This window comes from Marinobacterium lutimaris (assembly GCF_900108065.1).
Classification (GTDB): Bacteria; Pseudomonadota; Gammaproteobacteria; order Pseudomonadales; family Balneatricaceae; genus Marinobacterium_D; species Marinobacterium_D lutimaris.
Genome location: NZ_FNVQ01000002.1, coordinates 646,274 through 672,415, shown reverse-complemented (window position 1 = coordinate 672,415; position 26,142 = coordinate 646,274). Strand labels below are relative to the sequence as shown.

The 26,142-nt window shown below is 58.3% G+C and carries 23 protein-coding genes; 20 read left to right on the top strand and 3 right to left on the bottom strand.

Going from position 1 to position 26,142, the window contains the following annotated elements:
- Positions 1–107 precede the first annotated feature (107 nt).
- Entirely contained in the window at positions 108–773 is a 666-nt protein-coding gene (locus tag C4S72_RS13505; protein ID WP_104003671.1) for a response regulator transcription factor, read from the top strand.
- A 156-nt stretch (positions 774–929) separates the two neighbouring features.
- Here C4S72_RS13505 and C4S72_RS13500 read toward each other — a convergent pair whose 3' ends face one another.
- From C4S72_RS13500 to C4S72_RS13490, 3 genes are all read right to left on the bottom strand, one after another.
- Complete coding sequence (locus C4S72_RS13500) at positions 930–2,684, bottom strand: bifunctional alpha/beta hydrolase/class I SAM-dependent methyltransferase (RefSeq protein WP_104003670.1); 1,755 nt, start codon at positions 2,682–2,684, stop codon at positions 930–932.
- Positions 2,677–3,279 carry a CDP-alcohol phosphatidyltransferase family protein gene (locus C4S72_RS13495; RefSeq protein WP_104003669.1) on the bottom strand — a complete coding sequence of 201 codons (603 nt, stop codon included), beginning with the start codon at positions 3,277–3,279 and terminating at the stop codon, positions 2,677–2,679. Before C4S72_RS13495 ends, C4S72_RS13500 begins: the two co-directional genes overlap by 8 nt.
- A gap of 159 nt (positions 3,280–3,438) precedes the next feature.
- Entirely contained in the window at positions 3,439–7,368 is a 3,930-nt protein-coding gene (locus tag C4S72_RS13490; RefSeq protein ID WP_104003668.1) for a hybrid sensor histidine kinase/response regulator, read from the bottom strand.
- Positions 7,369–7,683: 315 nt separating this feature from the next.
- Between C4S72_RS13490 and C4S72_RS13485 the strand changes: the two genes are divergently transcribed.
- The 19 genes from C4S72_RS13485 (at position 7,684) to flhB (ending at position 26,001) form a co-directional block, all read left to right on the top strand.
- The gene (locus C4S72_RS13485) at positions 7,684–7,944 is read left to right on the top strand and encodes a DUF4212 domain-containing protein (protein ID WP_104003667.1); all 261 of its coding nucleotides are present in this window, start codon (positions 7,684–7,686) and stop codon (positions 7,942–7,944) included.
- A 28-nt stretch (positions 7,945–7,972) separates the two neighbouring features.
- On the top strand, positions 7,973–9,751 hold the full coding sequence (locus C4S72_RS13480; RefSeq protein WP_104003666.1) for a sodium:solute symporter family protein: 1,779 nt from the start codon (positions 7,973–7,975) through the stop codon (positions 9,749–9,751).
- Between the two features lie 249 nt (positions 9,752–10,000).
- Positions 10,001–11,818, top strand: coding sequence for a putative nucleotidyltransferase substrate binding domain-containing protein (locus C4S72_RS13475; protein WP_104003665.1), 1,818 nt, complete (start codon positions 10,001–10,003; stop codon positions 11,816–11,818).
- 6 nt (positions 11,819–11,824) lie between these two features.
- Positions 11,825–12,454, top strand: a complete 630-nt coding sequence (locus C4S72_RS13470; protein ID WP_104003664.1) for a 3'-5' exonuclease — start codon at positions 11,825–11,827, stop codon at positions 12,452–12,454.
- Between the two features lie 261 nt (positions 12,455–12,715).
- Positions 12,716–13,072 carry a flagellar hook-basal body complex protein FliE gene (fliE, locus tag C4S72_RS13465; RefSeq protein WP_104003663.1) on the top strand — a complete coding sequence of 119 codons (357 nt, stop codon included), beginning with the start codon at positions 12,716–12,718 and terminating at the stop codon, positions 13,070–13,072.
- Positions 13,073–13,100: 28 nt separating this feature from the next.
- On the top strand, positions 13,101–14,786 hold the full coding sequence (fliF, locus tag C4S72_RS13460) for a flagellar basal-body MS-ring/collar protein FliF (protein ID WP_104003662.1): 1,686 nt from the start codon (positions 13,101–13,103) through the stop codon (positions 14,784–14,786).
- A complete protein-coding gene (gene fliG, locus C4S72_RS13455) occupies positions 14,779–15,774 on the top strand; it encodes a flagellar motor switch protein FliG (RefSeq protein ID WP_235009143.1) in 996 nt (331 codons plus the stop codon). Before fliF ends, fliG begins: the two co-directional genes overlap by 8 nt.
- A gap of 4 nt (positions 15,775–15,778) precedes the next feature.
- A complete protein-coding gene (locus tag C4S72_RS13450) occupies positions 15,779–16,549 on the top strand; it encodes a flagellar assembly protein FliH (RefSeq protein ID WP_104003660.1) in 771 nt (256 codons plus the stop codon).
- Positions 16,546–17,934, top strand: coding sequence for a flagellar protein export ATPase FliI (fliI, locus tag C4S72_RS13445; RefSeq protein WP_104003659.1), 1,389 nt, complete (start codon positions 16,546–16,548; stop codon positions 17,932–17,934). Before C4S72_RS13450 ends, fliI begins: the two co-directional genes overlap by 4 nt.
- Positions 17,935–17,951: 17 nt before the next feature.
- Positions 17,952–18,395, top strand: a complete 444-nt coding sequence (gene fliJ, locus C4S72_RS13440; protein ID WP_104003658.1) for a flagellar export protein FliJ — start codon at positions 17,952–17,954, stop codon at positions 18,393–18,395.
- Between the two features lie 108 nt (positions 18,396–18,503).
- Positions 18,504–20,591 carry a flagellar hook-length control protein FliK gene (locus tag C4S72_RS13435; RefSeq protein WP_104003657.1) on the top strand — a complete coding sequence of 696 codons (2,088 nt, stop codon included), beginning with the start codon at positions 18,504–18,506 and terminating at the stop codon, positions 20,589–20,591.
- Positions 20,592–20,681: 90 nt separating this feature from the next.
- Entirely contained in the window at positions 20,682–21,191 is a 510-nt protein-coding gene (locus tag C4S72_RS13430) for a flagellar basal body-associated FliL family protein (protein ID WP_104003656.1), read from the top strand.
- 11 nt (positions 21,192–21,202) lie between these two features.
- Positions 21,203–22,186 (top strand): flagellar motor switch protein FliM, encoded by a 984-nt coding sequence (fliM, locus tag C4S72_RS13425; protein ID WP_104003655.1) that lies wholly within the window; start codon positions 21,203–21,205, stop codon positions 22,184–22,186.
- Between the two features lie 24 nt (positions 22,187–22,210).
- Positions 22,211–22,636 (top strand): flagellar motor switch protein FliN, encoded by a 426-nt coding sequence (fliN, locus tag C4S72_RS13420; RefSeq protein ID WP_104003654.1) that lies wholly within the window; start codon positions 22,211–22,213, stop codon positions 22,634–22,636.
- The gene (gene fliO / locus C4S72_RS13415; RefSeq protein ID WP_104003653.1) at positions 22,636–23,058 is read left to right on the top strand and encodes a flagellar biosynthetic protein FliO; all 423 of its coding nucleotides are present in this window, start codon (positions 22,636–22,638) and stop codon (positions 23,056–23,058) included. Before fliN ends, fliO begins: the two co-directional genes overlap by 1 nt.
- Positions 23,058–23,792, top strand: coding sequence for a flagellar type III secretion system pore protein FliP (gene fliP / locus C4S72_RS13410; protein WP_104003652.1), 735 nt, complete (start codon positions 23,058–23,060; stop codon positions 23,790–23,792). Before fliO ends, fliP begins: the two co-directional genes overlap by 1 nt.
- Positions 23,793–23,800: 8 nt before the next feature.
- Positions 23,801–24,070: a flagellar biosynthesis protein FliQ gene (gene fliQ, locus C4S72_RS13405; RefSeq protein ID WP_104003651.1), complete on the top strand. Its 270-nt coding sequence runs from the start codon at positions 23,801–23,803 to the stop codon at positions 24,068–24,070.
- Between the two features lie 3 nt (positions 24,071–24,073).
- Positions 24,074–24,853 carry a flagellar biosynthetic protein FliR gene (gene fliR / locus C4S72_RS13400; protein ID WP_104003650.1) on the top strand — a complete coding sequence of 260 codons (780 nt, stop codon included), beginning with the start codon at positions 24,074–24,076 and terminating at the stop codon, positions 24,851–24,853.
- A gap of 2 nt (positions 24,854–24,855) precedes the next feature.
- The gene (gene flhB / locus C4S72_RS13395) at positions 24,856–26,001 is read left to right on the top strand and encodes a flagellar biosynthesis protein FlhB (RefSeq protein WP_104003649.1); all 1,146 of its coding nucleotides are present in this window, start codon (positions 24,856–24,858) and stop codon (positions 25,999–26,001) included.
- Positions 26,002–26,142: the final 141 nt, after the last annotated feature.

The following is a 26,142-nucleotide window of genomic DNA, read 5'->3' as shown; positions in this document are numbered from 1 at the left end:
ACTGTCTACAGGGCGTTTTTTTTTCAATCCTGATATGATCCTCAGCTTGGAAATTCCGGAATCAGGCAAGATCCCGAAGCAGGATCGCAGGCAAAGGGGAACGAGGTATGCAGCTGGCCCAGAAGATCATCATTGCTGACGACTACCCGCTGTTTCGTGCAGCACTGAAGCAGGCGGTGATGCAGGCAGTGCCGGGAGTCGCCATTCTGGAAGCGGATACACTGGCAGCCGTGCAAGAAACCGCTGAGGCGCATGGCGATGCCGACCTGGTTTTGCTCGATATCCACATGCCCGGCGCCCAGGGTTTTTCTGGCCTGGTCTTTATGCGAGGTCAGCATCCTGGAATTCCCGTCGTGGTTGTTTCCGGCAGCGAAGAGCCCAACGTGATGAAGCGGGCGATCGATTACGGCGCCTCCGGCTTTATTCCCAAATCAGCACCGCTGGAAGTGATCTCTGAAGCGATTACCGCTGTGCTCCAGGGGGATGAGTGGCTGCCGCAGGAGATCTCCGACACCCTGGATGACCTGGTCACCGAAGAAGATCAGAAGTTTGCTGCAGCGCTGGCATCCCTGACACCGCAGCAGTTCCGCGTACTGACCATGCTGACCGAAGGCCTGTTGAACAAGCAGATCGCCTACGAGCTCAGCGTATCCGAAGCCACGATCAAGGCACACGTTACCGCTATCCTGCGCAAACTGGGTGTCCATAGCCGCACCCAGGCCGTGATCGCGGCGCAGCGCCTTGGTGTCGAGCCGCCGAAGACCCAGGTTTAAGCCAAGTCTTAGCGGCGCGAGGGCACGCCTCCTGCGATGGTGTTATCACACTATTCGTAGGAGCGACGCCCCGTCGCGATTAGCCTGGGTGGTTCTGATTGGCCCGCGCCAACTCAATCGGCACGGGGCGTGCTGTCTACAAACCCTCGTTCTGAGCTAGCCTTTCCGAGCGATCGATACGGTAAACATGCCGGTGTTGTCGATCAGCATGCCTATCTTTTTAAACCCTTCCGCTTCAACCAGGGCATCCATTTCCGCCTGAGTACGGCAGCGCATGCTCCAGAGCTTGCCCTGGTGGTCGTTCAGCGTCTTGGCGATCAGCTTCTGCTGCGAGTGCCAGGGCTGATTGGTATAAACATAAAACCCGTTATCACCGAGCTGGCTGTGGATACCTTTGATGGCGGCGGTGATAAAGGCATTAGTGCTGAACAGCTCAAATACGCCGGAGGACACGGCGATCTGGTAGCGCTCTTCGCTGGAATAGGTTTGAGCGGCAAAGGCGTCGGCCTTTACCGCCTGGGCGCGTTCGTCGAGGTTTCGTTCGCTGATAACGCGCGACATGATATCGATGTTATTGCTCTTCAGGTCGCGGAGTTCCAGTTCCATATCGGCATGCTGAGCGGCGAGTTCGAACAGGTATTGGCCGTTACCGGCGGCGATATCAACGATGCGGATTAGTGCTGAGTCGTCGTTTTCCTGCCTTGCCTTGAGTGAGTCGATACACCGGTTGATCTGCTGTTTCAGCAGCACCTTGCGTTGGCGTATGCCCTGCCAGCCTGGTGAATCCAGATAGATCCGGTCGATCCAGCGGCCGATGGGGCTCTTGCCTGTGGCGGTATTGTTGTAGACGTACTCCAGCGAAGCGCCGGAATCGAACCCCAGATCGCGGCCGATTTTAATCCCCTGGCTAATGCCGCCGAACTGTTTGATCGTCCAGCGCATTAGCGGATAAGACGGGTTGTAGCAGGGTAGCGCCATGGCATCGTAGCGATCGCGGCTGTAACCGTGTTGATCGGCGTTGCACAGGTCGGGCACCCGGGGTTCGCGCTCAAATACCGATTCTATAAATGTCAGGCAGCGCTGGTAGGTGGCGTTGCGGTCATCTTCGATAAACAGGGCATGGTGGGCGTTCGGGTTGTAGTGCCACTCCTTGTGTTCTGAGCTCAGGCGCTCGTAGAACCTGCGCTGAGGTGAGCGGTGCACCACCCAGTCCTTGCCGGCAGAGAGCAGTAACAGCGGGGTGGTGATAGCGCCGGCGTCATCCACCAGCCGACGGCCGGTTTTCAGTGTATCCAGCAGCAGGGGCGTAGAGATCGACGTGGAGATCAGCGGGTCTTCGTTATAGATCTGCTGTTGCTGGCGATCGTGGGTCAGCATGCGCGATTTTACGTAGCTGCTGACCCGGGGCATGAGTTTGAATTTCTGCGCCACTGCCAGCAACGGTTCTGAAAACGGTATGTACAGGCGAATCTTGAAGGCTGGAGTGGCGAGGATTATGCCACGGATCTTCGGTGCGTAGTCGTGCAGCCAGGCTGTGGCTATTACCGCGCCCACACTGCTGGCGATCACTACGAATTGATCGCGGTTAATACCGCTCTCTTCCTCGATGCGCTGGATAAACAGATCCAGGTCGTGCGCCAGCTGGGCATAACTGTCGGCGTGATCCCGTTCACCCTCGGACAGGCCGTTACCGCGCGCATCCCAGGCGTAAACGCTGTAGCCCTGCTGGACGAAAAAATCGGCCATCTCCGCCATGCGGGCAGAGTGCTCATGGCCGCGATGCAGCAGCACCAGAATACGCTGGTTAAATGTTTCAGGATGCCAGTGGCGAAATACGATCTTGGTGCCGTCTGCCGCGTAAAACTGGTCGAGCCTGTCCTCAAGCGGGGTGGCAAGTTTGTCCTTATCCATGGAATTTAATCACCTTCTGGCTGCGGTTGATGAGGGTGAGAGCTGCGAGGATATTCAGAGCGATAAACAGGAAATTGACGATGCTGTTCAGCAGGTCTGGTGCAACGGCGAACAGCAGGGCAATTGCGGACATCACAAAGGCGCGGTCGCTTTTGCCCAGCGGACCCGAATTGATTCTTTGCTGGCACAGGCTGTAGCCGAGAATGGCCACCACCTCACCCAGCCAGGCGAATAGTACGAAAAGTACCACTGAAAAGTCGTTCAACGTGGCGATGCCGATAAAGGCGAGGTAGAGGGCGGCATCGGAGATCAGGTCGCCGGTTTCATTGAGGACGACGCCGGCGCGGCTGGTCATGTTGTGCTCTCGGGCCAGCATGCCGTCGATGGCGTTCAGCATCATCCGTAACAGCAGAAACACGGGCAGGCCGAGCCACAGGAGCGGTGTGTCGACAAAGAAGAGTGCCAGCCCATAAGCGATCGACGCTATGCAGGCCGCAGCCGTCACCTGGTTGGGAGTGATACCTGCAGCGGCTAGCCGACCGACCAAGGGGCGTAGCAGGTTCTGAAAAGCGGGTTTCAAGTCGTAGAGGGTCATCTAAGTCCATTTAGTCTTGTGCGTGCTTTCTGCTGCACTTATGTGAGCGCCATCCATTGGCGCTCACCTCTTACCGGCCCAACTATACGCAATTCAGCAGTGGCAGGTAATTGATATGCCTTAACTTTAAACACTGCGCCTGAGGGTGTGAAGCCTGCCTCAGGCGCGCGCTGTAGCGATCATCTTGTTGATCAACGCCCGCAGGGCGGCGGGTTTGACCGGCTTGGTTAGCAGCTGGGCGCCGCAGGCGAGGATCTCTTCGCGGACCTCATCGGTTCTGTCTGCGGTGATCACCACCGTGGGAATCGGCTGCTCCCAGCAGGGCGCCAGGTCGTTGAGCGCCATGATGCCGGTTTCCGTTTCCCCCAGGTGATAATCCACCAGCATGATGTCCGGTTCCCAGTTTTCCGCCTGCACCTTTTGCAAAGCTTCGGGGCCGGAGAGTGCGGTCATCACCTCGCAGGACCAGCCTTTCAGCAGGGCTGACATCCCCTCGATAATCTTCGGCTCGTTGTCGATCACCAGCACCTTGATGCCGTTGAGTCCCTTGCTGCGGATCCAGCCGCGCTGCTCCGGTTTCGGCTTCTGCGCCTTGCTGGGATCACCGAGAGGCACGCTGACGCTGAATACCGTGCCCTGGCCGGGCCAGGAGCGTACGTTAACGCTGTGGTCCAGCATCCGCGCGATACGTTCGGTGATGGCCAGACCCAGGCCCAGCCCTTTGACTTCGCTGTGTTTCGGGTTGTCGATGCGACGGAACTCCTCGAACACCTCGGAGAGCTTGCTTTCCGGGATACCCACACCGGTATCCCAGACCTCCAGCCGCAGGCTGTTTTCCTGGTGGCGCGCACCCAGCAGGACCTTGCCCTTGGCGGTGTAGCGGATGGCGTTGGAGAGGAAGTTCTGCAGAATGCGGCGCAGCAACGCCTGGTCGGAGTAGACCACCTGTTTGCAGTTGACGTGGTGGAAGTTCAGCCCCTTCTCTTTAGCCACTGCGTTGAACTCGGTGGACAGGTGCTGGAACATCGAATCCAGCGCAAAGTGACTGAAGTTTGGCTCCAGCGCACCGGCATCGAGCTTGGAGATATCCAGAATTGCGGTGATCAGCTCCTCGGCCGCGTGCAGGGCGTTGTCCAGGTTGCTGACCAGCTGGGTGGTTTCCGGTTCATGGGACTGCTGTGCCAGCGCTGAGGTAAACAGCCGAGCGGCGTTCAAAGGCTGCAGCAGGTCATGGCTGGCTGAGGCAAGGAAGCGGGTCTTGCCCAGGTTGGCGGCCTCTGCATCGGACTTGGCCTGGCGCAGCTCATCCTCCATCAGGGCACGTACGGTGTTCTCCTTGCGCAGTTCCTTATTGACCACCGACAGGGCGTGGGTACGTTCGCGCACGCGCTGCTCCAGGTTTTCGTTGGTTTCCTGCAGCGCGATCTCGGCCTTACGGCGTTCGGTGATGTCCTGGTAGAGCGTGAAGTAGCCGAGCAGGTCGCCGTATTCGCCGACATGGGGAATATAGGTCACCTCGGCATAGCGCTCAGAGCCATCTCTGGTGGGCATGCGGGTTTCAAAGCGCTGGCGCTCGCCGTTAAGCACCTTACGAATATAGTGGTGGCGATGTTCATGCTCGTCCGGCGGCAGAATCGCGCGTGAGGGGGTGCCGGCGATAGTGTGGCGGTCGATACCGAAGGTATCGGCATAGGCCTTGTTAACGAACAGAAAGTTGCGGTCCGGGTCCAGGTAGGCGATCAGTACCGGCACGTTATCGGTGTAGACACGGATGTTCTGCTCACTCTCACGCAGTGCCTCTTCGGTGCGCTTATGCTCGGTGATATCCATGTAGGTGTTGACGTAACCGCCGTTGGGCATGGGGTTGCCGCGCACCTCCAGCACCGTTCCATCGGGGCGGTAGCGTTCAAACGCGTGCGGCTCGCCGGAGCTGATCACCGCCAGGCGTTCGGCGACCTGGTCGTCGAGTGGGCCGTTGCTGAGGCCATATTCACCGCGCACGGCGTTATAGCGGAAGATCTCCTCGATAGGGCGCCCCACGCAGACCAGCCCTTCCGGGTAATTGAACATATCGATATAGCGCTGGTTCCAGGCCACCACGCGCAGGTTCTGATCGACCACGCTGATGCCCAGGCTAATGTTCTCGATGGTTGATTGCAGCAGAGAGCGGCTGAATCTCAGTGCCTGGGAGGCCTCATCGACAATTGCCACCACATCGCCGATCTCCATCTCCTTGCCGCGCAGGGTCGAGTCCATCACGATGCGGGCGGAGGAGGAGCCGATGGCGCCGGCCAACAGACGCTCGGTGTGCTGGATCAGCTCCGGTGTCGCCTTGGCGCCGGGCAGGGCCGGGTCTTCACCGCGGTGCAGGGCGTAAGTGGTAAAGGCGTGCTGGGTGCGGCTGATGCCGAGGAAACGCTCAGTCAGCATCTGCAGATCGCCCACGGAAACCTGGCGCGTCATACGCCCGGGTTCGGCAAAATGCTTGGTGTGCACATTGGTGAATGCGCTGGCCTGGATGCGATCCACCAGACGCTGGTTGGTGAGCATGGACACCGCGATGTAGAGCAGCAGGTTGATGCTCAGGCTCCAGATTACGCCATGGGTCAGAGGGTCAAAAAATTGCAGCCCAAACAGCGAAGTTGGTGTCGCCCAGAAGGGAGTGTCCCAGCCCGGCAGCAGCTGAGTGGGAATCAGATGTGCGGACTGCATGGCCGGCAGAACCAGGGTATAGACCCAGAGCAGAAACCCGGCGCTCAGTCCAGCCAGGGCGCCGCGTCGGTTACCACGTTTCCAGTAGATACCTCCGAGGATGGCGGGCAGGAACTGAATGGCGGCGACAAAGGCCAGCAGACCGAATGACGCCAGCGAACCCTGATCGCCGAGAATGCGGTAATAGAAGTAGCCGAGCAGCAGCAGTGTGACGATGGTGATGCGGCGTACCCGTAGCAGCAGTGCGCCCAGGTCTGCGGCTTCCGCCAGCCGCAGTCGCGGGATCCTCAGCAGCACCGGCATCACGATATCGTTACACACCATGGTGGCCAGGGTGATGCTGGCAACGATGACCATGCTGGTTGCGGCGGAGAGGCCACCGATAAAGGCGAAGGTGGCCAGATATTCATGACCGCCAACCAGCGGCAGGAGCAAGACAAAGATATCCGCATCGGCGCTATTCGGGCCGAAGAACATGATGCCGCCAGTGGCGATGGGCAGCACAAACAGCGACAGCAGTATCAGGTAGAGCGGGAACAGCCAGCGCGCCGTGCGCAGGTTACGGTTGCGGGTGTTCTCCACGATGGTGACGTGAAACTGACGTGGCAGGCAGATCGCCGCGCCACAGGCGAGAATTATCTCCGTCAAAAAACTGTCGCCCAGCGGTGCGGTGAAGTTAGGGTTGTTCACCAGCTGGCTCTGCAGGCTGTGCAGCATGGTATCGAGACTGCCGAACAGACCGAAGGTGACGAACAGGCCCACCGACAGAAACGCGGTAAGCTTGATGATCGACTCGAAGGCGACCGCCAGTACCAGGCCTTCATGATGTTCGGTGGCGTCGATATGGCGGGTGCCGAAAAGTATGCCGAATACCGCCATCGCCAGCGCCACGAACAGAGCGGTGTCGCTGCCCTTACTGAGCGCCTCGGTGGCCCCTGGCGCCAGGGCGTTGTAACTGATCGCCACCGCTTTCAGCTGTAGCGCGATATAGGGAATGGTGCCGAGTACGCCGATCAGCGTGACCAGCACCGCCAGGCTCTGGCTCTTGCCGTAGCGGGAGGAGATAAAGTCGGAGATCGAGGTGATGTTCTGTTGCTTGCTGATCAGGATGATCTTCTCGATCACTCTCCACGCCAGCAGAAACACCAGCACCGGGCCCAGGTAGGTGGCCATGAACTCCCAGCCGGTGGACGCAGCCCGGCCTACCGCGCCGTAAAAGGTCCATGAAGAGCAGTACACCGCCAGCGACAGGGAGTAGACCACCGGATTGCTCGCCCACTTTTTACCCGCATCGCTTTTATCGCCGTAGTAGGCCAGCCCGAACAGCAGGCACAGGTAGGCGAGGGAGATCAGTATGATGGTCCAGCCCGATAACATGTCGACAATTTCCAATCTGTTCAACGTGAATATGGCACACAGTGTAACTCGCCAAGGTCTGCCTGGGGACTGTCGCGAAACAAGCCTGAGTGCAAAGCCCTACATATCGTAAGACCTTGGTCTAGGTTGTTTTTTGACCAGATCGACATCTAATCTGTGATTGATGCTACTGGCGCGGTAGTTGCGGCGCTGGGGATTGGATTGTCGACACTATGAATCCGACTAAAGTCGGGGATTTTATCTTGCGACTCCTTTGTTAGATTCAGCCTGTCTGCTTCCACCAACTGAAATAAAAACAATAGATAGGATGGTGCCATGTCTAGCAACAACAGCAGTGCGCAGGCGTACTGGAAGGAAAACCTGCGAATCATCATGACCTACCTGGCGATCTGGTTCGTCGCGTCATACGGATGCGGCATCCTCTTCGTTGACGCTCTCGATCAGATTCAGTTCTTCGGCTTCCCGCTGGGGTTCTGGTTTGCTCAGCAGGGTGCAATCTTCGTCTTCCTCGGGCTGATCTGGGCATACGTGTTCAGCATGAACAAGCTCGACGAGAAGTATGACGTTCACGAATAACAATAAATAAATACGAAGGACGCTCACCATGAGTCTTGATCTGCTCACATACCTGTTTATCGGGGGGTCGTTCGCACTGTATATCGCTATCGCGATATGGGCGCGTGCGGGTTCCACCAAAGAGTTCTACGTGGCTGGTGGCGGTGTACCGCCGGTGGCTAACGGTATGGCGACTGCCGCTGACTGGATGTCCGCTGCATCGTTTATCTCCATGGCCGGTATCGTTTCGTTCATCGGACGCGACGGTGCGGTTTACCTGATGGGCTGGACCGGTGGTTACGTGCTGCTGGCGATGCTGCTTGCGCCTTACCTGCGTAAGTTTGGTAAGTTCACCGTGCCTGACTTCATCGGTGACCGTTACTACTCCAACACTGCGCGTACCATCGCGGTTATCTGTACCATCGTTATCTCCTTCACCTACGTGGCGGGCCAGATGCGTGGTGTCGGTATCGTGTTCTCCCGTTATCTGCACGTGGATATCAATACCGGCGTTATCATCGGTATGGCGATCGTGTTCTTCTACGCCGTACTCGGCGGTATGAAAGGTATTACCTACACCCAGGTGGCGCAGTACTGCGTACTGATCCTGGCGTTCATGGTGCCGGCGATCTTCCTGTCTATGCAGGTAACCGGACACTTCCTGCCGCAGACCGGTCTGGGTGCAACCCTGGATAACGGTAAGTCGGTACTGACCACGCTGAACGAGCTGTCTCAGGAACTGGGCTTTGCGCAGTACACCGCGGGCACCAAGTCCACGCTGGATATGTTCTTCTTCACCGCTGCTCTGATGTGCGGTACTGCGGGTCTGCCGCACGTAATCGTACGTTTCTTCACCGTGCCGCGAGTTAAGGATGCGCGTATCTCCGCTGGTTGGGCGCTGCTGTTCATTGCGATTCTGTACACCTCCGTACCGGGTGTTGCCGGCTTTGGTCGTGTAAACCTGATTCAGACCATTAACGGTCCGGATAACGCGGGTACTGAATATGCTGAAATGCCGAGCTGGTTCAAAAACTGGGAAGCTGCAGGCCTTATCGCCTGGGCTGACAAGAACGGCGATGGCAAGGTCAAGTACGAAGCGGGTAACGCGTTCAACGGCAAGCCAGCCTTCGGTGAAGGTAACGTCAACGGCGATCCGAACATGCAGCGTATCACTACCAATGCGTCCGACAGCGTGAACGAAGTCTACGTTGACCGCGACATCATGGTACTGGCTAACCCGGAAATCGCGCAGCTGCCTGACTGGGTCATCGCCCTGGTGGCCGCGGGTGCGGTAGCGGCGGCACTGTCCACCGCGGCGGGTCTGCTGCTGGTAATCTCGACCTCGATCTCGCATGACTTGATGAAGAAGACCATCAACCCGAATATCACCGACAAACAGGAGCTGATGTACGCACGTCTTGCGGCGGTCGTGGCAATCCTGGTGGCCGGTTACTTCGGTATCAACCCGCCGGGCTTCGTGGCTCAGGTGGTGGCATTGGCCTTCGGTCTGGCGGCATCTTCGGTGTTCCCGGCGATCATCATGGGTATCTTCAATACCCGTATGAATACCCAGGGCGCAGTGACCGGTATGCTGGTGGGTCTGGTCTCTACCATGGCTTACATCATCTACTTCAAGTTCATGGGCGGTTCTTCCGATCAGTGGTTCATGGGTATCTCTCCGGAAGGTTTCGGTACCGTTGGTATGATCCTGAACTTCGTCGTAGCCACTGTTATCTCCAAAGTGACTGCGCCGCCGCCGGCTGAAATCCAGCATATCGTTGAGGATATCCGTATCCCGCGTGGCGCTGGTGCAGCACACTCTCACTGATCGCTGATCAGTAGGTAAAAGCGGAAAGGGCGCGCCGGCGGAAGTTGGCGTGCCCTTTTTACTAACGAGCGCTTTTTATTAGCGAGAGTTTCCAACGCAAGGGTTTTCCAGCCTCTATATTTGATGGATTGCCGTTCGATGTGGCGGCTGGAAAAAACTGGCGTGATCCAGCTGAAAAGAACAAAACAACAAGAGCCGGGTTATACCGGACGGGTTTGATGCAGCGGTGCGAGGAGAGGTGCGAGGCCGATGTCCGATTCATTCAAGATGGATAACATCCCGTTCAGTCTGCTGACGCCCCAGGAGCAGGCGACGGTAGAAGCGAGTCTTGACCTGGGATACTACCAGCAGGGCGAGAAGATCATTACCGCCGGCGAGGCGCCGGAAGGTGTTTATATCATCCTCAAGGGGCGGGTTCGCGAGAGTGAGGGCGCCGATGAGGAACAGCACATCTATGTGCACTACCAGAACGAGGACTACTTCGGTGGCTGGTCATCCCTGAGAGGTCGGGCGATTCACGACTTTACCGCCGAAGAGGAGACGATCTGTCATATCCTGCCGACCCAGGTGTTGGTGGAGCTGATTCAGAGTAACGCCCTGTTCGCCGATTACTTCCAGCAGAATTTCAGCGCCAAAAGCGAGCTAGTCGAGCAGCACAGCCGTAACCAGGATATGGCTGAGTTCATGCTTTCCAAGATCAGCAGCGCCACCGTGCGTGAGCCGCTGGTGGTGGAAGAGGGTACCAGCATCCGCGATGCGACCCGCCTGATGCGGGAGCACAAGGCGGACTGTGTGCTGGCGCGTAAGGGCGGTCGCTATGGCATGGTCACCGGCACCGACCTGCTGGATGCGGTTGTACTGAAAGAGATGCCCCTGGATAGCGATGTCTCCCAGATCGCCTCGTATCGCCTGGTGACGGCCGACCCCGAGGATTACCTGTTCAACGCTCTGATTACCATGACGCAGCAGCAGATCGAGCGTGTGGTCGTCATGTCCGGCCAGCAGATGGTCGGTATCGTCGAGCTGACCGATGTGCTCAGCTACTTCTCCAGCCATTCCCATGTGATCGGCCTGCGTATCGAACGCGCCTCCTCCATCGGTGAGCTGAAAGAAGCGGCCCAGGGTCTGCACGATCTGATCAAGGCGCTGATCTCTACCGGTGTGAAGATCCGCTTCACCATGGATCTGCTGGCGGCGATGAATGGCCGCATCATCGCCAAGCTGTTTGATCTGACGATTCCCAGCGATATGCAGCCTCATGTCTGCCTGATCGTGATGGGCTCCGAGGGACGCGGTGAGCAGATTATGAAAACCGACCAGGACAACGCATTGATCTTTCGTGATGGTCTCTCCTGGAAGGATATGCAGGCCACAATGAATCGTTTCAGCGAAACCCTGATCTCCTTCGGTTTCCCGCCTTGCCCGGGCAATATCATGGTGTCCAACCCGCAGTGGGTGAACTCCGTGGGCGACTGGACCCAGAAGCTTAACGACTGGGCCGAAAGCTGCGAAGGCGAAGCGCAGATGAATCTGGCGATCGCCGTGGATGCGAAGCCAGTGGCCGGTAATCAGGCGCTGTACAAGGTGGCGAGAAACTGGTTTCTGCGCCACCTGCGCAATAACGATGTGTTCTTTTCTCACTTTGCCAAGGCCGCTATCGAGTTCGATACACCGCTGACCTTCTTCGGTAACCTGCGCGACAAGGGCGAGCTGGATATCAAGAAGGGCGGGATCTTTCCCATCGTGCATGGCATCCGCACCCTCGCGCTGGAGCAGCGTATTCTCGCCACCAACACGTATGAGCGCATTCAGGCGCTGGTGGATGCGGGGCAGCTCCAGGAGCAGAACGGCAAGGATATATCCGAGGCGTTATCTCTGTTCATCCAGCTGCGTCTGAGGCAGCAGATTCGCCGCGTCGAAGAGAGCGACGATGGCTTTGATCCGACCCCTAACCTGATCGAACTGCACAAGCTCAACAAGATGGAGCGCGACCTGCTGCGGGACGCTCTGCAGATCGTTAAGGGCTTTAAGAAACACCTGTCACTCCGCTACCACCTGGGAGGCTGATCTTTCATGATAATTCCAAGAACCATCCGGCGCTTGCAGGAGCGCCGAGTCCATAAAAATGGCCCATGGGCAGAACTTTTCGAGTCTTACAGCGGAGATGAGGTGGTTTCTCTGGACTGTGAAACGACCAGTCTGGATGTGTCCAAGGCCGAGATCCTCTCCATCGGCGCGGTGCGTATCAAGGGGCAAAAGGTAAAGACCAGCGACCGCTTGGATATCCGTCTTAAGCCGCCGGCAAGCCTGACCGGGGAATCGATCAAGGTACATAAGATCCGCGCCACCGATCTCAGTGATGGCATAGAACTCGACGAGGCGCTGGACAAGCTGCTGGCGTTTATCGGCAATCGGCCGATCCTCGGTTATTACGTGAATTACGATATCCGCATGATCGATAAATTCCTGCGGCCGAAATACGGCTTCGGTTTACCCAACAAGTCGATCGAGCTATCCCATGTCTATCACGACATCATCAAGTGGAAGCACGTAGGCGGCGACGTGGATCTGCGCTTCGATACCATCGCCAGCAAGCTGGATATACCGATCATTCAGCGCCATACCGCGCTGGGCGACGCCATCACCGTGGCGCTGATGTATGTCCGCCTCAAGCACGGTCAGGCGCCCACCAGCACGCATTAGGTCGTTATCTGGCGGAACTGCGCCCCGCCGCGATCACCCGCTGGTGCATTGCAAGACCGCCGTGCCAGCTTGAATCGGCACGCCGTCGTGCCTCCCATAAAAAAAACCGGGCATTTGGTCCGGTTTTTGCTTTAATCCAATCTGGGTCAGGCTTTTCGCGCTGAGGTGACGTTTATTTGTCGCTTTCGCGAGTCGATGAGCTTGATGTGCAAGGTGTTCAGCCTATAATGTCAAAATATTGCCGCTCGGGCAGGGGGAGTTATGGTCGATCGAGCCGACATCAACGGCGTTCTGGCGCAGATGCGTGAGCTCAGGGCTCAGGCACAGCAGGGCGTACGTCAGATCGATATGCCGAACCCGGTCCAGTCGCCAAATCAGGTCAACGCGACCGAGAAGAGCGAATTTGGCGACCTGCTGAAGATGGCGATCGATCAGGTCAACAATCACCAGGCGGAAGCCTCCCGGTTAAGAACAGCCTATGAGCTGGGTGACCCCAGCGTGGATCTGCCGCAGGTGATGATCCAGGCGCAAAAAGCTTCGGTTTCTTTTCAGGCGATGACTCAGGTGCGCAACCGGCTGGTTAGCGCGTACGAAGATATAATGAACATGGCGATCTGATCGCCGCACTCCGGTTTCTTGAGGCTGCATGGCAGATACGGCGGGACAGTTCGGGAAAAACAGCTGGGTCTCAGGTTTTAACGGCCTGAGCATGCTGCGTCAGCTCGGCTTGATGGTCGGGCTTGCGGCCAGTATCGCCATAGGTTTTGCCGTGGTGCTCTGGTCACAGGCGCCCGATTACCGTGTGCTGTTTTCCAACCTCACATTCGCTGACGCCAACGAAGTGATCGAGCAGCTCGATCAGCTGCAGATCCCCTATGAATTCGATACCGCCGGTCGCGCTATCCTGGTTCCCCAGGATCAGGTGCATCAGGCCCGGCTGCGTCTGGCTGCCCAGGGATTTACCAACGACAAAACGGTCGGTTTTGAGCTGCTGGAGCAGGACCAGGGTCTGGGCACCAGCCAGTTCATGGAAACCGCACGCTATCGCCGCGGGCTTGAGGGCGAGCTGGCAAGGACCATCGCCAGCATGGTCGCCGTGCGTAATGCCCGTGTGCACCTGGCGATCCCCAAGGAATCCGTATTTATCCGCGACTCGCGCAAGCCGCGTGCTTCGGTATTTGTAGAGATGTTCTCCGGGCGTCGCCTCGAGCGTGATCAGGTAGCCGCAATCGCCAACCTGGTGGCGTCCAGCATTCCTGAGCTCGATGTCAAAGATGTCACCGTGGTCGATCAGAAGGGGCGTCTGCTCAATACGCGTGATGCTGATACCGACGTGGTACTGGCGGCCAAGCAGCTGGAATACACCCGCAGTGTTGAAGATACGCTGCTGAACCGGGTCAACAGTATTCTTCAGCCTGTGGTCGGGCTGGGGAATTTCCGTGCCGAAGTTTCAGCCGATGTGGACTTTACCCAGATCGAGCAGGCCGACGAAATGTACAACCCGGACCTGCCAGCGCTGCGCAGCGAGAAAACGCTGGAGGAAAACCGCGCTTCCGGTGATGCGGTCGGCGGTGTGCCGGGCGCTCTGTCAAACCAGCCGCCGGGCCCGAGCAGTGTGCCGGAACAGGTTAACGGGCAGGGCGCCAATGGCGCCGGCGCAAGCCTCGCGGGAGTAGCGGGAAGCAGTCGCGAACAGTCGGTGAAAAATTACGAGCTGGATCGCTCCGTCAGTTATACGCGGCATCAGCAGGGTCGTATCCAGCGTATCAGCGTCGCTGTGGTGGTGGATGACCTGGTCAGCATCAATCCGGCCGATGGCTCCCAGTCTCGCGCCCAGTGGCAGCAGAATGAACTGGAGCGGCTGCGGGTTCTGGTGGAGAACGCCGTAGGTTATTCGGCGGCCCGCGGTGACAGTGTCACCGTGGTCAACTCGCCCTTCGTGCCGCCGGAGCAGGTGCAGGATATTGAGCTTTCCTTCTGGCAGCAGGACTGGTTCTGGGACCTTGGCAAACAGCTGATGGCCGCGCTGTTCGTGCTAATCCTGGTGCTTTTCGTTTTGCGTCCGATTCTGAAAAGCCTGGCCAGCTCTTCCAGTGGCGAGAAAAACGAACTCCATCTTGGCCCCGCTGGCGATGTATCCGCCGAACTTGAGGGTCTTGATGGTACCGATGTGTCCGATGACAAGGTGACCTTTGGCGGCATCGACAAGAGCATGATGGCGACGCCGAACGAGAGCTTTGAATACCAGCTCAATGCGATCCGCAGTCTGGTGGCGGAAGATCCGGAAAAAGTCGCGCAGGCGGTCCGGCAGTGGGTGATTGAGCGTGAGTGAGCTGACAGATATTGAAAAGGCGGCGATCCTTCTGATCAGCCTCGGTGAATCCGATGCGGCGGAGATCCTCAAGCATCTGGGGCCGAAAGAGGTACAGAAGATCGGCGAGGCGATGACCCAGCTTGATAACGTGCCTCAGTCCCGAGTGGAAACGGTGGTGTCCGATTTTCTTGGTGTGGTCAGTGATCAGACGGGTATAGGGATCAACAACGACCGCTATATCCGCGCTATGCTGAATCAGGCGTTGGGCGAGGAAAAGGCCAAGACGCTGATTGATCGCATCCTGATGACCACCAATACATCCGGCCTGGATACGCTGCGCTGGATGGATGCGCGCCAGGTGGCGGAGATCCTGCGTTATGAGCACCCGCAGATACAGGCGGTGATCGTTGCTTACTTGGATCCAGATCAGGCGGCGAGCGTGCTCAGCTTCTTCGATGACAAGGTGCGGATCGAACTGGTAATGCGCATTGCGGCGCTGGATCGGATTCAGCCCCAGGCGTTGCAGGAGCTTAATGATATGCTCGAAAGTCAGTTTACCGGCACTCGAACCAGTCAGACGACGACCCTGGGTGGCGTGCGCCAGACCGCGGATATCATGAACTACCTGGATTCCAGCATCGAAGCGGAACTGATGGAATCGATCCGCGAGACCGACGAGGGGCTGGCGCTGGAGATTCAGGACATGATGTTTGTGTTCGACAACCTGCTGGAGGTGGACGATCGCAGCATCCAGGTGATCCTGCGCGAAATCTCTACCGATGTGCTGGTGGTGGCGCTCAAGGGAGCGGATACCGGTTTGCAGGAAAAGATCTTCAAAAATATGTCCAAGCGAGCCGCCGAGCTGCTGCGTGATGACCTGGAGGCCAAGGGCCCGGTGCGCGTCAGCGAAGTGGAAGCAGCGCAGAAAGAGATTTTGGGCGTGGCGCGCCGTCTGGCCGACGAGGGTGAGATTGTACTCGGCGGCGGCGGTGAAGATATGATCTGATGCCATGAAGTCAGAAGCCTCAACTCCCGTTCTTATTCGCGCCCGTGACGCCGGTCGTGTCAGCGCCTGGAAGCTGCCAGACATGACCGATGCCGAGCGCGATCGTCTTATTGCGCTGGCGCAGAAGCCCGAACCTGAGCCGATCACCGAAGTGAAGGTGGTTGAGGAAGAGATCTACGCCGAAAAATTGACGCTCGCCCAGTGGGAGTCGATCGTCGAAGAGGCGCGTGCCGAAGGCCTGGAGCAGGGGCGGCAGGAAGGGGTTGAAGCGGGCCGCAAAGAGGGGCTGGAGCAGGGACTTCAGCAGGGGCTGGATGAGGGACGGGCCAGGATCGATGCGCAGCTGCAACAGCTGGAGTCATTGATAGGCCAGCTGCAGCGTCCGCTGGAGCAGCAGCATCAGGCGCTCGAGGCTACGATTCTTACGCTGGTTGAGCAGCTTGCAGCGGCGGTGGTGCAGGCGGAGCTGATCGCCCGGCCGGAACTGCTAAACGCCGCGATCAGCGACGCGCTGAACTGTCTGCCGCCGAACTCTGGACCGGTGCGCCTCAGGCTAAACCCCGATGATTGCGCCTTGCTGGCCAAGCAGGCCGAGCTGCAGGGTTGGGAGCTGATCGAAGATCCCGCCATGACTGCTGGCGGCTGTGAACTGCTGGCAGGAGCCTCCCGCGTCGATGCCTCCGTCGAGAACCGCTTTGCCCAGGTTGCGGATCAGCTTAAGCGCCGCCTGCTGCCGGCGACCAGTGATGAGTCGCCCGAGGAGGGCGGCGAATGACGCTCAACGAGCGGCTTTCCAAGTATCTCAACATTCCTTATCAGGCTCCGCGTCCCGGTACCGAGGGCCAGATTACCCGCATGATCGGCCTCACACTGGAGGCGATCGGGCTGCGTGTTGCGCTGGGCGATAACTGCGTGGTCGAGGTGGCGCCGGGCGTGTCGGCCGAAGCCGAGGTAGTTGGCTTCGCCGGTGATCGCATCTATCTTATGCCGCTTGAGAGTATCGACGGTCTGAGCCCTGGAGCCCGCGTGGTGCCACGTCTGGGGGCGAGTCTTGTACCGGTGGGACCCGGTTTGCTGGGGCGGGTAATCGATGGCATAGGGCGCCCTCTGGATGGCCTTGGACCGGTTCAGGCTGATGCCATGGTGTCGCTCAGTGGCGAAACCATCAACCCGCTGAATCGTCATCCCATCGAAACCACGCTGGATGTAGGTGTTCGCGCAATCAATGGCCTGCTATCAGTCGGTCGTGGGCAGCGATTGGGGCTGTTTGCCGGCAGTGGTGTGGGGAAATCGGTGCTGCTGGGGATGATGACCCGTTTCACCGAGGCGGATATTACGGTCGTCGGGTTGATTGGTGAACGTGGCCGAGAGGTGCGTGAATTTATCGATCAGAGCCTGGGTCAGGCTGGACGTCAGCGTTCGGTCGTGGTGGCGGCTCCCGCGGATGACTCGCCATTGATGCGGATGCGGGCAGCGCAGCTGTCGACGCGTATTGCTGAATACTTTCGTGCCCAGGGCAAGAATGTACTGCTGCTGATGGACTCGCTGACCCGATATGCTCAGGCGCAGCGTGAAATTGCGCTCGCCGTGGGTGAGCCCCCGGCGACCAAGGGATACCCTCCTTCAGTATTTGCCAAGTTGCCTAAATTGGTGGAGCGCGCCGGTAATGGAGAGACGGGCGGCGGCTCGGTAACCGCGTTCTACACGGTGCTAACCGAGGGTGACGATCAGCAAGATCCGGTGGCGGACTCTGCGCGGGCAATTCTGGACGGGCATATTGTGCTGTCCAGGGATCTGGCTGAGCAGGGGCATTATCCCGCGATCGATATTGAGGCGTCGATCAGCCGTGCCATGCCGCAGATCGTCGACCCAACCCACCAGCAGTTCGCGCTGCAGATGAAACGCACCTGGGCGCGCTATCATCAGAACGAGGACCTGATATCTGTCGGGGCCTATGCGCGCGGAACCGATGCGGAGATCGATCGCTCCATTGAACTGTTGCCGGCCATGCGTGCCTATCTACAGCAGGGGATGCAGGAGCCGATGCCGATGAAGCGGGCAATCCAGGAACTGGTGATGATTATGCAGGCCAAGCCTGAACAAGCGGCCCAGGCGCAGCCGCAGCAGGCCGTCGCTGCAGGCCTCAGGCGTAAACCTTGAGCCGCTGAGAGGGTTGGATGTCGAAAAAGATTGATCGCTTCAAACTGCTGCTGGACCTGGCCGAGCGCAAGCGTAAAGAGGCAGAAAGGCTGCTGGGCGAGTCGCAGCAGCGTGTGGCGCAGGCTGAGGCGGGTCTGAGGCAGCTCAGTCAGTATCAGTTGGAATACCAGCAGCAGTTTCAGGCGGCAGGGCGCAACGGCCTTTCCAGTGGTGGTATCCAGACCTACCAGGCGTTTATCAACAAGCTCAGTGCTACAAGTCTGCAGCAGGAACAGGCGCTGAAACAGAGCCGCGCTCAGCTGGAACAGGTCGAGATCTATTGGCGTCAGGCGATGGCGCATCACAAGGCGATGCAGAAACTGCTCGATAAGGCGCAGGAAGAGCAGCGCCGGCATGGCGACAAGCGTCTGCAGCAGGAGCTTGATGAACGCGCTCAGCATACGCGCCCGACCTACATCTAGCTGCACCTGGACGACATCAGCCCATTCTTCGCGGTTGAACTCTCCCATCTGGCCCTTTTATTGCTCTGTTCCGGTATTAGTCGTCAGTTTTCGTATTGAGGAACGACCATGCCGTCACCCAGTGTTTCCGTTTCGCCCGTCAGTGTTTCGGTTTCCGTATCTGCCCCGAGGCCCGCGGCGGCTGGCGTTGCCACGCCGGTTGATCCTGGTGCCGGTTTTCAGCAGTTGATGCGTCATGCCGAAGATAACCGGACTGCGCCGAAACCGGAGAGCGGCGACGCCTTGCCGTCTAACGGAAAGGATCTGCCTGCGCAGCGGCAACAGGGATCGAAGGATTCCGCGGGGGATGCACAGGTCGCAGTGTCTGAAGGAACTGCTGAGACAGGCTCCGAAGCACATGCCGATTCAGGGTCCGGGATCGAGGGGGCGGGAGAGGGCAAGGCGGAAGAGAGCAAGGCGGAAGAGAGCAAGGCAGAAGGCAGATCAGAAGGCTCAGTGGCAGAAGCGCCAGGTGAAACGGGCGAAGCAGAGCCAGAGCATGCAGCTGATATAGTAAACACGGACGATGAGCAGTCGAACGACTCGGCTCAGCTTGCCGACGATGACGCGGGGGAAGATCCCAAAGAGGCTGGCCAGAATGTGACTCCTGTGATTGATCTGCCATCGCAAGGGCTTGTTGCTGCCGAGGGTGCTGTTGACGGAGCTGTTGACGGAGCTGTTGAGGGCAAAGGTGAGGGCAAAAGCCATAGCGCGGCGGTGCCGGCTGCTGAGGTAGACGCAAAGGTCTCACTCTCTGTGGAAGGGGGCGGGTTGGCCGGCAGGGCTGGCCAGGGTCAGGAACTCCCTGGTCAGGCGGAGTCCGGCGTTAAGCCAGGTGTGGAGGCCGCAGTGCCAGCAGTGGCTGAGGGTGGTCATCCGGAGGGCGAGCGCCGTGTTTCAAGCGAGTCCTCGGTTAATGCTTCAGGCAATAATACTTCGGTAAAAGGGCGGGCGACTTCTGAAATTCCTCCTTTGCCTGGCCAGGCGGCACGTCCTGAGGTGCGTGAAGCGGCGCTGCAGAACGGTGGGCAGGCTCGGCAGGAAGCGGAGCCTGCCACTCCGAGAGCCGGCAGTCCTGTGGCGGAGGTAGCTCGCGCTGAAGCGTCGGCATTACCGGCTCAGGCAGAGCCTGGCTCAGCTGAATCTCAGCCGGTTGAATCTCAGCAAGCCGGAGCTCGGCCCGGGGTGATCGCTCCGGGGATCGAGTCTTCTGCAAACATCGAGGCGGTCGCAACTGTAGAGGCCCGCACGGAACAGCTTGTCTCTGGCCGTGATGCCGTTGCGAATGCGCAGCTTGCAGCTCAGTCCCAGCCGGCCGTTGCTGCAGCGGCTGTTGAGCAGATACGGACTCAGTCAAATGACGACGGGGCGCTGCTGGGCGCGCGAACCCCGGACGGCGGTCAGTCGGGCGCCAGGCCTGGCGCTGATCTGTTGATGCCGGCGGCTAACCAGAACCCGCAGGGCGGCCAGAACAATGCAGGTCTTGCCCAGGTTGATCAGCAGCTATCCCAGCAGGGGCCGGTTTCGGCACAATCCGGGGCGGCTGCTCAGGCTCAGTCGGCTGATACCGATCAGCCTGGAGCCTCTTCGAGAAATGCTGGCACGCTATTCTCTACCGAGGCCCGAGTTAATGGCGATGCCGCCACGCTTGGAACCCAGGCTCAGCAGCAGAGTGCCGGCGCTATGCAGCCGGGGGCGGCTACCCCGCGTGGTGAGGCGGCTGCGGCCGCTCTGGCGCAGCGGCTACAGGATCCTGCCTGGGGGTGGGCGATGGGGCAACGCGCGGTGATGATGGCCCAGTACGGGCCGCGCTCGGCGGAAATTCAGCTGGATCCACCGGAACTGGGTGCGATGCAGGTGAGGGTCCATCTGAACGGCAAGGATCAGGTCAGTGTCAGCTTTACTTCGCCGCATCCGCAGGTACGTGAGGCGATTGAACAGCAGTTGCCACGTCTTAAAGAGATGTTTGCCGAGCAGGGTATGGATCTGAACCAGTCGTCGGTGTCGGATCAATCCGCGCGTGAGCGCCAGGATGATTCCGGTGGCGACCGTAACCGTCAGTCCGGATCTCAGGCTTATGGCGATAGCGGCGGTACAAGTGAAAATCTGATCAATGTCAGCCAGGCTCCGGTAGGGCTCGTCGACTATTACGCCTGATGCTTTAGACCTGAAATCAGTGTGTTATATTAGCGGCAGGTTCGTGCGCCCAAAGGAACTCCGGGCGCGTGGGTAGTTTACGGGGAAGGTATGGCGGACGACGCACAGAGCGAAGGTCAGGGAGCGAAAGGCTCCAAGAAGAAGCTGTTTATCATTATCGCGCTGGTCGCGCTGTTGGTGATCGGCGGCGGTGGCGCAGCAGCATTTTTCCTGCTGGGCGGCGATAGTCAGGAAGCCGCAGCGCCGGTCGAGCCTGTGCGTAAAGAGGCTATTTACACCAAGATCCGTACGCTCGAAGGCAAGCCGATGTTTGTGGTTACGCTGCAGGCTGAAGACGGTAAACGCCATTACATGCAGGCCTACATCGAAGCGAAAAGCCGTGATCAGGAGGTTGCGGATGCACTGACTCTGCATATGCCACTGATTGTCGCGCGCTTGAATGGCCTGTTTTCGACGCAGACCTTCGAGCATCTGATGACCATTGAGGGCAAGCAGCAGTTGCGCACCGAGGCTACCGACCTGGTCAAGTCGATCCTGCGTGAAAAGATCGGTCGGCCGGGTATAGAGTCGATTCTGTTCACCAATCTGGTAATGCAGTAAGCGGAGACGCCATGTCGGTAAAAGATCTGCTTTCGCAGGATGAGATCGATGCCCTGCTGCATGGTGTCGACGACGGTGACGTAGACACCGCTGAAGACGAAGGCGGGGAAGAAGACGAAAGCGGCGTCCGCAGTTACGACCTGGCCAGCCATGAGCGGATCGTGCGCGGCCGCATGCCGACGCTCGAGATGATCAACGAGCGTTTCGCCCGCCACACCCGTATCAGCCTGTTCAACCTGCTGCGCCGTACCGCCGATGTGACGGTGGGCGGTGTGCAGGTGATGAAGTACGGCGACTATATCCATACCCTGTATGTTCCCACCAGTATGAACCTGGTCAAGGTCAGCCCGTTTCGCGGAACCGGCCTGTTTATCATGGACGCCAAGCTGGTGTTCAAGCTGGTGGATCAGTTTTTCGGCGGCGACGGACGTCACGCCAAGATCGAAGGCCGCGAATTCACGCCGACCGAAACCCGGCTGGTCAATAAAACCCTGCTGCAGCTGTTCAGGGATCTGGAAGAGGCCTGGAAGCCGGTCTACAAGGTTAAATTCGAGCATATCGGCTCGGAGGTAAACCCGGCGATGGCCAACGTCATCAATCCCAGTGATGTGGTGGTGGTTAGTACCTTTCAGGTCGATCTTGAGGGTGGTACCGGCGAACTGCATGTGACGCTGCCCTATGCCATGCTTGAACCTATCCGCGAGATTCTCGTTTCGGGTCACCAGAATACCCAGGAGCATCAGGACGAGCGTTGGCGCACGGCGCTGAATCGCGACGTGATGCTGGCGCCGCTGGATCTTAACCTGATTGTCGCTGAGCGGGAGATGACGCTGAGGGATGTAATCGAGTTCGAGGCGGGTGACATTATCCCTGTTGATCTGCCGGACAAGCTGGAGCTGTACGCCAACGGTGTACCGATCTACAACTGCCAGCTGGGGACCTCCCGTGGTAATCTGGCGATCAAGATTCTGGAACAAATCAAGCAGCCCGAGTAATTCGCGTCTGCGGAGAGATTGAACGTGAGTGACGAAAATAACGATCAGGACCAGCAGGCGCTTGCCGACGAATGGGCTGCCGCCCTTGAAGAGCAGGTAGGCGGCGCCGGTGGCACCGAAGCTATCAGCGACGACGGCGCCAGGTCGGTGGATCTGGACGAGCTCAAGGACGAATCCGTAGTCGTGGGTGATCCCAAGCTGGACGTTATTCTGGATGTGCCGGTGCGCATGACCATGGAAGTGGGCGGTACCGAAATTCCTATCCGTAACCTGCTGCAGCTTAATCAGGGATCGGTTATCGAGCTGGATCGTGTGGCTGGTGAGCCTTTGGACGTAAAGATCAACGGGACGCTGATCGCCCATGGCGAGGTTGTGGTGGTGAATGACCGCTACGGCATCCGCCTGACCGATGTGATCAGCCCGCAGGAACGCATCCGGCGGTTGAAGTAATGCGTTTTGCCTTTGCAATCACGCTTCTGTTAATCAGCCGCGCAGGCTATTCGGCCGCCACTGAAACCGCATCCTCCTCCATGCCCAATCCGCTTGGCTCCGGCGCCATTATCGAACTGGTACTGGGGCTTGTCGCCGTAATCGGTTTGATTCTCGCGCTGGCCTGGCTGGTCAGGCGTCTCAATGTCCTGCCGGGGCAGCGGGGGGATATGCAGGTAGTGGCCGTGCTGCCTTTGGGCCAGCGTGAAAAAGCGGTGCTGATTCAGGTGGGTGAGCAGCAGATGTTGCTGGGAGTCAGCAGCTCGCAGGTATCGCTGCTGGAGAAGTTCGACACTCCAGTGATAGAGCCGCGCCACGCGCCCCAAGGCGCGTTCGCCAACCGGCTTAAAGAGGTGATGCAGCAGAGCGGGAGAAAGCCCTGATGCGTTGGCTGTTACTGCCGTTGCTGCTGCTCTGTGTGCCTGCCTGGGGTGCTGATACCGCGTTTCCGGCGGTGACCGTTACCACCGGCGAAGATGGCACCACCAACTACAGCGTCACTATTCAGATCCTGGCGCTGATGACGATGCTCACCTTCCTGCCGGCGATCCTGATGATGATGACCTCCTTTACCCGGATCATCATCGTACTGTCGATCCTGCGGCAGGCGCTGGGCTTGCAGCAGACGCCGTCGAACCAGATATTGCTGGGGTTGGCGCTGTTTCTTACCCTGTTTATCATGACCCCGGTATTGGACCGGGTGAATGAACAGGCGGTGCAGCCCTATCTGAACGACGAATTGGCGCCTTTGGAGGCGCTGGAAGCAGCAAGCAGGCCGTTTCACCAGTTTATGGTGAGTAACACTCGCGAGAATGACCTGGACCTGTTTATGCGGATATCGGAGACGCCGGATGTGGCGTCGGTCGAAGAGATTCCGCTGCAGGTGTTGGTACCGGCGTTTGTGACCAGTGAGCTGAAGACCGCCTTCCAGATCGGCTTTATGCTGTTTATCCCCTTCCTGGTGATCGATCTGGTGGTGGCCAGTGTGTTGATGGCCATGGGTATGATGATGCTGTCACCGGTGATTATCTCGCTGCCGTTCAAGATCATGCTGTTCGTGCTGGTGGATGGCTGGGCGATGGTGATGGGGACTTTAGCCGCCAGCTTTGGCATTTAGGAGCTACCATGACAACCGGAGTGGTGCTGGATCTTTTCGGAAGCGCGATCTGGGTAGTGGTGTTGATCGTCTCCGCTATCGTGATTCCCGGCCTTATCGTTGGCTTGATCGTGTCGATCTTTCAGGCGGCGACCCAGATCAACGAGCAGACGCTTAGCTTCCTGCCCCGCCTGATCGTCACGCTGCTGGCGCTGATGGCGTTTGGTCCTTGGATCGTCACCGAGCTGATGGACCAGTTTAACTTCCTCTTCATGAATATTCCGCGGCTCATCGGTTAGGTCATGGAAGTCGACCTTACGCAGATCGAGCAGATGGTGGGGCAGATACTGCTGCCACTGTTTCGTGTCGCGTCCATGCTGATGACCATGCCGATTATCGGTACCCAGTTGGTGCCGGTCCGTGTGCGCCTGGGACTGGCGCTGGGTATCACGGCGGTGCTCGTGCCTGTTCTGCCTCCTGTTCCCGCCTATGAAGGCCTCTCCGGTGAAATGTGGCTGTTGATCCTCGAACAGGTGGTTATCGGCACGGTGATTGGTTTTACGCTCAATATCCTGATGGAAACCTTCGCTGTGGGTGGTCAGTTGATCGCGAACCAGATGGGTCTTGGCTTTGCATCCATGACCGATCCGGCCAACGGCACCAGTGTGGTGGTGCTGGGGCAGTTCTACCTGATGATGGTGATGCTGATGTTCCTGGCGATGAATGGGCATCTGGTGGTGATCGAAACCCTGGCGATGAGCTTTGAGGTATTGCCGATCGGTGAGGGCGGTCTGCCGCTGTCAAACCTCTGGCGTATCGTGCTGGCCGGCGGCTGGCTGTTTTCTGCCGGGGTGTTGATGGCTTTGCCGGCGGTTACCGCGTTGCTGGTGGTGAACTTCGCTTTTGGCATCATGACCAAGGCGGCGCCTCAGCTGAATATCTTCGCCATCGGTTTTCCTTTCACCATGGTGCTTGGCATCTTTATCGTCTGGGCGTCGCTGGGTGGCTTTCTCGGTCAGTATGAACGCTTTGCTCAAGCAGTGCTGGAGCTGATTACCAACGTGATCAGGGAGGCCGGCTAAGCATGGCGGAAGAAACGGGCCAGGAAAAAACTGAAGAACCCACGGCGAAACGGCTGCGTGACGCGCGTGAAAAAGGGGATGTGCCCCGTTCCAAGGAGTTAACCACCACCTTTTTGCTGTTTGCGGCGGTGGCGGCGGCCTTTATTTTTGGCAGCCAGGTAGTGAACGCCATGGTTGGTCTCATGCGCTTCAATCTCTCTCTCGACAAGGCGACCATCGCCGATCCTTCGCAGATGATTATCCACTTTGTCAGCTCGATGATTGATGGCTTTCTCAGTCTGTGGGGGTTGTTTGCATTGTTGGTTGCTGCCGCTGTGATCGGTCCTATCGCTTTGGGTGGTTGGAATTTCAGTGGTCAGGCGTTGCAACCCAAGGGAAGTCGTATCAACCCGTTGTCGGGTATCAAGCGCATGTTTTCTCTTAACGCGCTTACCGAGCTGCTTAAGGGCATGGCCAAGTTCCTGCTGGTGGGGGCCGTTGCGGTTGGCGTGCTGCTCTGGGATCGGCCCGAGATCGCCTCGCTGGCGAAGCAGTCCGTTAACCAGGCCATGGCGCATGCGGTCGATATCATTATCTGGTCGTTCCTGCTGATGAGCGCAGCGATGATTCTGATCGCGCTGGTGGATGTGCCCTTCCAGATCTATAGCTACACCAAAAAGCTGAAAATGACGCTGCAGGAAGTTAAGGATGAGATGAAAAACACCGAGGGTAAACCTGAGGTGAAAGGTCGAATCCGTCAGATGCAGCGTGAGATCTCCCGACGGCGCATGATGAAAGAGGTGCCCGAGGCGGATGTGGTGATCACCAACCCGACCCATTACTCGGTGGCGATCCGTTACGACCAGTCGCGTGGTAATGCGCCGATTGTTGTTTCCAAAGGGGCGGACTTCCTGGCGCTGAAGATTCGTGAGATCGCCGAAGAGCATGAGGTGCCGATATTGGCGTCACCAGCGCTTGCTCGCGCGCTCTATCACGCGACTGAAGAGGGGCAGGAGGTGCCTTTGGGGCTCTATAAGTCCGTGGCTCAGGTGCTGGCTTACGTTTATCAGTTGCGTCGTTATCGCCAGCGGCTTGATGAAAAGCCGGAGCCCCTTTCCGAGGAGGATATTGAAATCCCTGAAGCACTGAGGGTGGACCCGGACGAATAAACGGAATTATTCCCTAAGTATTGGCGGGGTTTTTGCTACATTTAGGCTTGATCGATCATTTTCCGTCAAAAAAATGGTGTTTTAGCCGCCGCATAGACCGAATTTTCCCAGGATAGGGGAGGGGTGGCTATGTTTTGACAT

Excerpts from the sequence above, each read along its gene's own strand:
- C4S72_RS13505 (WP_104003671.1), top strand. The coding sequence starts at position 108 with ATGCAGCTGGCCCAGAAGATCATCATTGCTGACGACTACCCGCTGTTT.
- C4S72_RS13500 (WP_104003670.1), bottom strand. The coding sequence starts at position 2,684 with ATGGATAAGGACAAACTTGCCACCCCGCTTGAGGACAGGCTCGACCAG.
- C4S72_RS13495 (WP_104003669.1), bottom strand. The coding sequence starts at position 3,279 with ATGACCCTCTACGACTTGAAACCCGCTTTTCAGAACCTGCTACGCCCC.
- C4S72_RS13490 (WP_104003668.1), bottom strand. The coding sequence starts at position 7,368 with ATGTTATCGGGCTGGACCATCATACTGATCTCCCTCGCCTACCTGTGC.
- C4S72_RS13485 (WP_104003667.1), top strand. The coding sequence starts at position 7,684 with ATGTCTAGCAACAACAGCAGTGCGCAGGCGTACTGGAAGGAAAACCTG.
- C4S72_RS13480 (WP_104003666.1), top strand. The coding sequence starts at position 7,973 with ATGAGTCTTGATCTGCTCACATACCTGTTTATCGGGGGGTCGTTCGCA.
- C4S72_RS13475 (WP_104003665.1), top strand. The coding sequence starts at position 10,001 with ATGTCCGATTCATTCAAGATGGATAACATCCCGTTCAGTCTGCTGACG.
- C4S72_RS13470 (WP_104003664.1), top strand. The coding sequence starts at position 11,825 with ATGATAATTCCAAGAACCATCCGGCGCTTGCAGGAGCGCCGAGTCCAT.
- fliE (WP_104003663.1), top strand. The coding sequence starts at position 12,716 with ATGGTCGATCGAGCCGACATCAACGGCGTTCTGGCGCAGATGCGTGAG.
- fliF (WP_104003662.1), top strand. The coding sequence starts at position 13,101 with ATGGCAGATACGGCGGGACAGTTCGGGAAAAACAGCTGGGTCTCAGGT.
- C4S72_RS13450 (WP_104003660.1), top strand. The coding sequence starts at position 15,779 with ATGAAGTCAGAAGCCTCAACTCCCGTTCTTATTCGCGCCCGTGACGCC.
- fliI (WP_104003659.1), top strand. The coding sequence starts at position 16,546 with ATGACGCTCAACGAGCGGCTTTCCAAGTATCTCAACATTCCTTATCAG.
- fliJ (WP_104003658.1), top strand. The coding sequence starts at position 17,952 with ATGTCGAAAAAGATTGATCGCTTCAAACTGCTGCTGGACCTGGCCGAG.
- C4S72_RS13435 (WP_104003657.1), top strand. The coding sequence starts at position 18,504 with ATGCCGTCACCCAGTGTTTCCGTTTCGCCCGTCAGTGTTTCGGTTTCC.
- C4S72_RS13430 (WP_104003656.1), top strand. The coding sequence starts at position 20,682 with ATGGCGGACGACGCACAGAGCGAAGGTCAGGGAGCGAAAGGCTCCAAG.
- fliM (WP_104003655.1), top strand. The coding sequence starts at position 21,203 with ATGTCGGTAAAAGATCTGCTTTCGCAGGATGAGATCGATGCCCTGCTG.
- fliO (WP_104003653.1), top strand. The coding sequence starts at position 22,636 with ATGCGTTTTGCCTTTGCAATCACGCTTCTGTTAATCAGCCGCGCAGGC.
- fliP (WP_104003652.1), top strand. The coding sequence starts at position 23,058 with ATGCGTTGGCTGTTACTGCCGTTGCTGCTGCTCTGTGTGCCTGCCTGG.
- fliQ (WP_104003651.1), top strand. The coding sequence starts at position 23,801 with ATGACAACCGGAGTGGTGCTGGATCTTTTCGGAAGCGCGATCTGGGTA.
- fliR (WP_104003650.1), top strand. The coding sequence starts at position 24,074 with ATGGAAGTCGACCTTACGCAGATCGAGCAGATGGTGGGGCAGATACTG.
- flhB (WP_104003649.1), top strand. The coding sequence starts at position 24,856 with ATGGCGGAAGAAACGGGCCAGGAAAAAACTGAAGAACCCACGGCGAAA.